Origin of the sequence: uncultured Ruminobacter sp. (assembly GCA_902764345.1) — a bacterium.
Lineage (GTDB): Bacteria > Pseudomonadota > Gammaproteobacteria > Enterobacterales > Succinivibrionaceae > Ruminobacter.
The window spans coordinates 1-8,835 of sequence record CACWVT010000016.1 but is presented as its reverse complement, the minus strand read 5'-3'; the positions used below and the strand labels follow the sequence as shown (position 1 = coordinate 8,835).

The window sequence follows — 8,835 nt, the reverse complement described above, 5'->3', positions numbered from 1 at the left end:
AAAAAAAGCAGCCCCCAAAAAATAAATTAAATATGGCGGAACGTCATAGAATGTGCATAAACACACACATGCCACGATACATGTCAAAGAAAGAATTACCAATATAGCCTGATCTTCCAGATAGTCGAACATATTCCGAAAGCTCAGTTTCTCAAAAGCCTTACAGCCACGTTTATCGTGGGCGTAAATCGTAAATTCAGGAGCTCTTTTACGCACGGTCTTAAGGTTATCCGTTAAATCGGAACCGGTTTTTCTTCCTGTTTTTTTCCGAGTCATGTTACCTCTTTTTTTTGATATTCCGCTTTAATGAAACGGCGCCGGCAATGTCTGACAAAGTAGTGTCCTGAGCGCATCCTTTCGGTATACGGTCATGTTAAACGCAATTACACGGATTTACAATTGCCGGTTTTTCAGAATGCCAAAAAACCGTTGTTCTGATTAACGGATATAAATCCGCTCCGATACCTGCAGCAGCGGAGTAATTTACCATCTTCCGTCTGCCGGATTCAGTCATAAGGTCATGTAAACCATCCGACCGGACATTACTCCTTCAGAAGTCAGACTTTATACAAATCGGATTAATTACTGTTTGCATATCAGATCGGTATTCAACATTTAGTCAATTTTTGTGCGCATAAGTTGGTTTTATTGATATAAATCACAACACAAAACACATAAATGTTTTTTAACTGTAAATAAAAAGCAATATATGTAAACTATATGTATGCTATACAGCTAATCATTACGGAAATGCGACTAATTATTTATACCGAATCCTCCGTAATTACCGAACAGCAAAGATGTCTTGATCATTAGAATAAACAGGTAAAACAATGAAGATTTTAAGAAACACATGTGCAGCCATTGCATCAGCCGTTATGCTCGGCACCTTCCTTCCTGCAGGCAGTGCCCATGCGGATGCCTCCGTACTCGGGCTTGAAATGGGAAAATCAACCGTCAGCGAATTAAAGAACAAATTTGAGGTTGAAAGTCAGGGCATCAACCAGTGGAGCCGCGGAGAAATGTATTCAATCGATACCGCAGGCATACCCATTGACGGCATAAAGAATGCACTGGCAATCTTCAACACCGACGGCAAGCTTGACTGCGTGCTCCTGACCATTCAGAAGCACAGATTCGATGAACTGAGCTCAAGCCTCCAGAAGAAGTATAAGGTTACCAAAAAGGTTAAGCCGTTTGTCGGTGATTCATATGTACATTTTAAGGATGGCAAAACCTTAATTGAACTTGACGCTCCGCACATGAGCTTTGCAATGACGCTGATCTACATGCAGGAAGATTTCAAGAAATCCTTCAAAACCGGCGTAAAGGCAGAAGAAGACCAGAAGAGACAGGCTGAATCTGACGTTCTGTAAAAAAACAACAGTCAGTAGGGAGAGAATACCGTGGCGGGATGATTCGGATGCAGCCAAATGCCGTCTTCCGGAAAGGTCCCCATCCTGCCATCGGTCATATATTAAACGCATCCGATCTGATGATACGCTGATTTTTGGGGACTTGGATTTTCCGGAACCGTCATACGGAACGGAACCTGCTCCGGAGACTTCCTAAATTTCGTGCAGACCGATTATTGATTATGTATATGGGTGGTATTTATGAGCTTTAACAGAGAAAAGGATCCGGCATACAACTGCCTTGCAGGAACTGCTGATGACATTTCATGCCCTGTATGCGGAAGTCATGCCTGGAAACGTTACGGTCAGCATCAGAACATTGCCTGCAGAAAGTGCGGAAAGCAGATTGTCACCCGTGCTCAGAAACGCGCACTCATGATGTTTCTCAGCGTGTTCTTTACAGTATGGTTTACCATTTTCATAACAGTAGGTTATGTTCTGCTGTTCAGGTAACATAAATAAGGTTATTTACAGAAATTTTTTAAATTATTTTGGGGCAGCCATAAGAATCGGATGAATGATCATACTGATGATGACTCCCGTAATAAAACCAATCAGAGCCCCAAGAATCACTGCCAATACTTTATGATCTGGCATAAGTTTCTGAAGGCCACCTCCTATCAGACCCGCTCCAATAAAATAAGTCCATATAATAACAGCAAAAAAATTAACCCCCATACATGCATCCTCTAACATATCTCATTAATTCAAATTATTACTGATACAGCACCTTTTCTCTATTGCAATTGTTCTCATAAACAAACTATGAGTCCATGAAATCTGATCACAAAAATAAGGTTACTGGCATCACCGAAATATCTGTAAAGACACTATAAATCACCTTTTCCGATCGTTCTACAAGGAGCTCCATTATCATGAATCCATAAATATAAACTTAAATATCCGACACAGTCCTGAACACTCCATCTAAGTGGAATACCGCGCTCAGGCATTATGAGGTAGTTTTACCGTCTCAATATTAATAGGTTCAGAAATCGTTTTTTAATTAAACACAATTGTAAAAATAAAAAATATGCACTATATAATAAAAATATTACATTGCAAAAATAAATTTTAACCTGTATAATTCGTAGTTCTTATGAAGTGTATATTTACTATGCACATCGTGTTTAATCTTTATTTTTGGTATATTATTCATGAATCTTAAAAATATTTATCTAATCGTTTTCCCTCTGATAATAACTGGTTGTGCTACCATGTTTACTGGTAACAGACAGGATGTTGATGTCAGAACCCACAACGACACTGTAGGAACAAAACTCGATAACGTAGCTCAGTTCAATCTTGTCACAGACAAGAACAGAGTCATCTTCCGTGACGTTAAGCCAGGCACAAAGGTAAACATTAGACGTACCGGCACACCTGTAACAGTACAGATTATTGAAAGTGAATGTATCCTTCCAACTGAAGAAAAGTTTGACTCAGGTGTTCACGGAGCAGTATTCCTCGACCTCCTTGCGACTTCACCTCTAAGTACCTCAATTGACTCTTCCACCGGTGCAGCCTGGAGTTATGACGATACCCTGCACGTAACTCCGAAGATTAAAGACACTCCTGAGTGTCATGAATGGCTTGAGAATGAAGTAAGCAAGATGAATGCAAACGTATCAGGATCCTTCGGTACCAACATCAAATACGACACTCTCAATGCTATTCCGGTAGATCCGAATGCAGTTAAGCACAAACCTGGTTACGAAAAACAGTTCGCAAACGACAAAGAAATTAGCAATAACGACCAACAATCCGTAACCAAACAGCAGTAATTCGCTGTATTTCCCGTGCGCATATACTGTTTTATCTAATGGCTGAAGAACAGTTATGCGCACGCTAAACACTAAAAACAGAACAGTGCCCTTTTTTCATTTTAAGAATATTGGCCCTGCCTTTTATGGAAAATGAATGATAGATTAAAACCTATAATCAGCTCATAGAAAATACTTGATGAACGAGAACGGAACAAGCTTTATAAATATTTTAAATCCTAGGCTACTAACTACGCTCGTATTGGCAATCGTCCTTGTACTGTCGTCTCCGACTGCAAATGCAAAATCCTATGACGAACTGTCACCGGAATTCAGACAGAAATGGGAAGCACTGCTCCATTATGGAAATGAAAGAAGTTCCATTTCTGCAGACAGCCTCTTTTTTTTGAGCAACATCGGTTCCGAATCCCCTGCTGCAGAGCTTTTTGAAACCATTAATTTTTTTGAAAATAATTCTGACGGCAGATGCCGCTATCCTGCCAGATATTACCTTATATACGGCCAAATCCCAGATGAAACAGGATGCCCTGATTTCTCCGATTACAGAAAATACGTGTCCGTACAGGAAGTCTCAGTTGTCTTTGCATCAGAGGATGAAACCTCTCCAGTTTCTTCGATGGGACACTTATTTTTAATGGTAGGAGGAACCAATCAGCTTGGACTTTATAAGAAGCACAGCTTCGGATTTGTGGCTGATGCTGGTAATTCCACTTCTCTGCTCTGGAGCTTTCTTACAGATTCCATTGATGGCATACACATGCTAAGCCCATACCACAATACAATTCATCAATATGTATCGGAGGAGCACAGAACTCTGTGGGAGTATTACCTTGATCTCACTGATGACGAAAAATTTCTGCTTTATCTTCACCTTTTTGAACTCAAATCTCATTCAATGAAATACTCTTTCTTCACCCATAACTGTGCTGTGGGTCTGGAAAGAGTTCTTTCCGTTGCAAATAAAAATCTGGACATGTCTCATGGAAAAGAAACAGTAACAACTCCGGTACAGTACGTAAAGGACATTAATACCCTTGATCTGGTGAATGGCGTTACAATCAGGCCATCCCCAACTGATAAATATTTCATTCAGAATTCCCTGCCATTAAACCCACTTGATTCGCCTAAAACTTCACGAATTTCACTTGGGTACGCTTATAACTCAGGCTCTTTTAACAAACGAGTTACAGTCAATGAACATAACAATGATCGTAACGGAACAAACGGTAATACTGCCGACCGACACGATAAACATTACGAAAGAAATGAAATTGAAATTGAATTTCTGCCTCTCTACAGTGACATTTATGAAGACACCTTCTATACATCTAAGCTAAATCATACCCAGTTTTTTAAAATCACCGGTGTACTGGGAAATGATTATGTGGCTATCAGAGAACTGCAGGCTGTTGATATCAGATCTCTTCCGAACATTATGATTGAAGAATACAAGGTTAATTTCGGGATGGCGTTTCATGACGACGTCCAAACCACTCATACTGCTCTGTATCCAGATCTGTATGTTGGTAGCGGTATCTCACTTGGTTCCGGTCTTTTGGTTCCATTTGCTGAATCCAATATAGGCGTACATATTCCCCATGAGGGACTTAACACCTATTGGCTTTTCAGAACCGGATTCTTCATTAAAAATCAGAACTTAGGCAGGCTAGCCGTATCATTCGATGCGGTATTAAGCCAAAAAGATGATTATCGTGGCTATAACTCAAAAGTTAAAGCGAGCTACTCCAAATCAATCTTTGAAAATATCTGGATATCCGCAGAATATGAAGATTTTTTTAACAGAAGAGATAAAGAAAGTCAGAGATTTTTGGTAAATCTTGGGTATAGGTTTTAATACCTAATCTTAAATCTAATCAGGAACAAACTCGTCTGACAATCTCGCTCGTAATTCTATAAACAATACAGCTTTCTTTGCATGTCTACTTCTCTTTGAAATAGGCTCAACCAAACAAACTTTCGCACTTTCAAAAACTAGTCTTCCTTCATCGTATAGCGGTGCCATTGCGTTACATAACTCTTCGGCCCCCTAAATCTCTATCCTTGCAGGTCAATATAATAAAATTATTACTATTAAATTGATTGGACTTGTCACGCATAATACGCACTTCATCCCCGAGTTTAATCATTTCAATTTGTTCTGTGCGACCTCCGTATCTAGTTCCTTTAGATTCAAAATTCAAAACGAGCTCATAGGCAATACAGATCTGTTACTCATCATCGTATCAAATCATATATTTCAACTGACAGAAATAAATCCTATATAGGAACTTTACCACTAAAAACTAACGTGATTATATTCCAAAAGATCCTTTCGACTGACGAAGTCATTTTTTTCTGCCGTCAGCCAAAAGTTCCGGACAATGATTTTCAGTTGTGCAGTCCGGTTTAGCCGGTCTTCTTTTTCTTCTCCCTGTAGCGCCACTGCAGAAGCAGAACCTTCTTCCCTGATGCTATTTCAGGCAACCACCTGTCAAGCTTTCTGGCAAGAATGTCCATATACTCCCTTTCAGGCTCTGCCAGAGTCAGAATTGTCATGATGGCAAGGTACATCAGCTCAATTCTCGGCTTTGATCTGATTCTGAGGACAATTCCTTCAATACCGTTATTAAGCTCACTGACGTCAAGTACCCTGAACTTTACTGCATATGATTTGTTTTTAATCTCCCTAACAGGATCCAAGCTGCCTCCCGGACAGTACAGAGTATTACGCTTATCCGGGTTCCGGTCATTTTCGCTATCCGTATTATCGTTCCGTTTCGACACCGGAATCGCAGCCGGAACAGGTGTATTAGAGGCCGTATCAACCACACCATCCTCTTCATCCCGCATGAGCTCATGCTTTTTCACCTTTCTCTTCACCACCTCCAGGTTATCGGCGGCTCTTAAGAGATGAGTCAGAGTGGTTCTGCCGTTAAAAAGGAGCTCCGTTTCCGAGAATACGCAGAGGACCATGGCTGCCACGTACAGGGATAGATCGCACAGGTGTCTGAATCTGTGTTCCTGTCTCTGAGTAAGTTTTTTCAGGTTGGTAATTTTCTTTTTTCCGTCTTCGGCAAAAACATCCCGGCTCCCGGGAATACGCATGAAGGCATTGAATTTGCTTTCGTCAAGTAAAAGCCCGAGATTGGTTCTCAAACATCTGGCCTTGTTTCTGAGATCCCCTCCCAGGGAATTAATGAGCATGTATATGCAGCAGAGAATCGGAAATCCCTTAGCGGATATGTTACCGGCCATTTCATAGGCGGCCCCGTCATACTTACGCCCGCTGATTTCCGCATTAACAAGCTCATCAAACAGCCTTAACCGCTTAAGATTCTCCGGACAGACCGCCCCGAGCTTCATGAATCCCGTTTCCGCAGTGATGTCACTTTCCAGAAGTCCCATGAAAGCCCAGCTCTCTGTTCCCTTACTGCATTCCGTCCTGCGGGATACGGTTTCCCTTTTGTTTTTGATCCTGGCACCGGCCCCGATTCCCTGCTCCCCGTAACGCTTAACCTCCGCATCAACTCCCGTAATGTATTCCTCAAGACTGCAGCCTCTGTCTGCTGCGACATTCATTACCGCAAACATTATTCTTGCAAGAACAATATCCGTGATGTAACCGTTGATGAATTCAGCCTCATCATTCTGAGCAAGATGTTTTGGAGGCATGGCCTCAGCCATGAACACATTGCGGTACAGTCTGTCGAGAAGCATTCTGTATGAGGCATAACCTGACGGCAGGGAGCCGTCGGCAGACGGCTCTCTGTCAGTCTCAGATGATGCTTCTGCAGAGGGATTAGATTCTTTCTCCAGCCCAGCAGTAATGAATTCATCCAGCTTTATCGGGAAATACGGATCTGCGCTGTCAGCTATGAAACAATCGGCTCCTCCGTTCCGCCCGGAGCCACCGGAGGTCATGAATCTCAAACCTCCGTACACGGCATCGGTAAGGCCGTCAGCTTCAAGACAGTCCCTGATGATATCGGGCACCTCTTTTCCGAGCCACCGTATGAGATTGGGAAATCTCCTTCTTTCCGTACATGAAGATCTGCCGATAACGGAGCTCAGTGCCTCCCTGAGGGCCGTGCATCCGGCATCCTGGGATTCGTCACTCACTCCGCGGATAAGATGGCGGTGCGATTTTCCTCCGCTCCACAGGTTTTCACCTGATGGGCCGTACCTGCCCTTAGCCCCGAATACTGATGCAAGAGTATCAGCTCTTTCGGCAACGTCAAACAGCTCAAAAACCTCCCGGCTTTTTAAGCTCGATACATCAGTATTACCGTCCGTTGAAAACATACCGGCATCAGCCAATCCCCCAAGGGAATCGGTTCGGGATGCACCGTATCCCGAAAATTCCCTTAGCGGATTGAGCTCAGTGTATCCGTCATCGGTGAGCACCGTACCCGGTTCTGCAAAGGTTCCGTTTCCGGATGGTTCCGTACCAAGACCGTACGGATTTAACATGTAGTCTTTCATTTCGGTTGTCCTGTAATTAAAAGCTTCACATTTACTGACGGTCCCCTTTGCATAAACAGCGTCAGATTCTTTTTCTTCCGTTACATCAGTACCCTTAAACTCCTCATCGGTGTCCGATGTAATCCCGTCCGTTCCGTTAAAGGCATTTCCTTCACTGAACCTGCGTTTTCCCCTTATAAGGTTATCCATCTCCGTCAGGAGACTTTCCTTGGCGGCCAGGAACATGAATCCCGGTTCATCAATAAGTCTCACTGAGAGATCAGATACCTCTCCGTAGTTGACATCGAGAGTATCCCGTGAAAATTCCTCCGGAATAACCCTTCTGATGACATCCTCATGTATTCCGTAAACACGAATATCCTCATTACCGCCGAATCCTTCAGCCCCGTATACTATTTCATCCCTGATTTCATGAATGCATAAACTCCTGCAGTAACCTGATTCTTTCATTCCGTCTTAATCCTGAAATGGCAAAGTAAAACAGTAAAAGTTTATTTTTCAAAATTTCCGTAATTGATATGTTTTGGTCATTGCTTTCAGGTCTGCAGGCCCGGGGTTCCCCCGGTCTGCCTTTAAACCGCCGTGCAATGATGCGGTCACCGTTATTAATTATTATTTGTGACCGGTTCATGCGTCCGAAGTAATGTCTGCGATTCCCGTGAATGTGGCTCCAACACCGATTTTCCCGGGAAAAATGTCGTTCCGCACCGTTTGCCGGCATCATGCTTCACCGATGCTTTCCGGTAAACAATGTGACTTACCGCACATAAATTTACAAAAAGGTAACAACTCTTTCAAGTCGTTTTTATTCATGATTTTTAATGTGGTTAGATGTTTTTCATAGTAATATCGATAATTTTCAAAAATATTAGTGCCATTTCTGATAATTTTCGAATAAATATCCCTTTAAGACGTGGCGGATACTTATTTCACGGTAATATTTTTCATATTCATCTGAAGATTTATTAATCAATATATCGATTATATCCATAACAGCTGTTTTATATACTTGATTATTTTAACACTATTTGGATAATTTTTAACCACTTAATATTAAACTCGAGATTCCCACTTGTTTTAAAGTGAAAATAACAACATAACCCATATCCTAGGCGGTTTGGGTGTTTTTTAAAAACATGTATTGATTTTTGGAT

General features: G+C 41.9%; 7 protein-coding genes. 4 read left to right on the top strand and 3 right to left on the bottom strand.

The window, feature by feature from the left end:
- Positions 1–276, bottom strand: a 276-nt coding sequence (locus tag QZU58_RS04500) for a hypothetical protein (RefSeq protein WP_294495362.1), incomplete at its 3' end; no start/stop codon positions are given.
- 557 nt (positions 277–833) lie between these two features.
- Here QZU58_RS04500 and QZU58_RS04495 point away from each other — a divergent pair.
- Positions 834–1,376, top strand: a complete 543-nt coding sequence (locus QZU58_RS04495; RefSeq protein WP_294462522.1) for a hypothetical protein — start codon at positions 834–836, stop codon at positions 1,374–1,376.
- 240 nt (positions 1,377–1,616) lie between these two features.
- Positions 1,617–1,868, top strand: a complete 252-nt coding sequence (locus QZU58_RS04490) for a hypothetical protein (RefSeq protein ID WP_294495359.1) — start codon at positions 1,617–1,619, stop codon at positions 1,866–1,868.
- Positions 1,869–1,901: 33 nt separating this feature from the next.
- Here QZU58_RS04490 and QZU58_RS04485 read toward each other — a convergent pair whose 3' ends face one another.
- Entirely contained in the window at positions 1,902–2,093 is a 192-nt protein-coding gene (locus QZU58_RS04485; RefSeq protein WP_294495356.1) for a hypothetical protein, read from the bottom strand.
- A gap of 539 nt (positions 2,094–2,632) precedes the next feature.
- Between QZU58_RS04485 and QZU58_RS04480 the strand changes: the two genes are divergently transcribed.
- Positions 2,633–3,199 carry a hypothetical protein gene (locus QZU58_RS04480; RefSeq protein WP_294495353.1) on the top strand — a complete coding sequence of 189 codons (567 nt, stop codon included), beginning with the start codon at positions 2,633–2,635 and terminating at the stop codon, positions 3,197–3,199.
- 178 nt (positions 3,200–3,377) lie between these two features.
- Positions 3,378–5,054 (top strand): DUF4105 domain-containing protein, encoded by a 1,677-nt coding sequence (locus QZU58_RS04475; protein WP_294495350.1) that lies wholly within the window; start codon positions 3,378–3,380, stop codon positions 5,052–5,054.
- 551 nt (positions 5,055–5,605) lie between these two features.
- On the opposite strand, the gene QZU58_RS04470 is transcribed toward QZU58_RS04475, so the two are convergent.
- Positions 5,606–8,131, bottom strand: a complete 2,526-nt coding sequence (locus QZU58_RS04470) for a hypothetical protein (RefSeq protein ID WP_294495347.1) — start codon at positions 8,129–8,131, stop codon at positions 5,606–5,608.
- Between the last annotated feature and the right edge of the window lie 704 nt (positions 8,132–8,835).

Bases quoted from the DNA above. Each gene is read 5' to 3' on its own strand.
- QZU58_RS04495 (WP_294462522.1), top strand. From the start codon at position 834: ATGAAGATTTTAAGAAACACATGTGCAGCCATTGCATCAGCCGTTATG.
- QZU58_RS04490 (WP_294495359.1), top strand. From the start codon at position 1,617: ATGAGCTTTAACAGAGAAAAGGATCCGGCATACAACTGCCTTGCAGGA.
- QZU58_RS04485 (WP_294495356.1), bottom strand. From the start codon at position 2,093: ATGGGGGTTAATTTTTTTGCTGTTATTATATGGACTTATTTTATTGGA.
- QZU58_RS04480 (WP_294495353.1), top strand. From the start codon at position 2,633: ATGTTTACTGGTAACAGACAGGATGTTGATGTCAGAACCCACAACGAC.
- QZU58_RS04475 (WP_294495350.1), top strand. From the start codon at position 3,378: ATGAACGAGAACGGAACAAGCTTTATAAATATTTTAAATCCTAGGCTA.
- QZU58_RS04470 (WP_294495347.1), bottom strand. From the start codon at position 8,131: ATGAAAGAATCAGGTTACTGCAGGAGTTTATGCATTCATGAAATCAGG.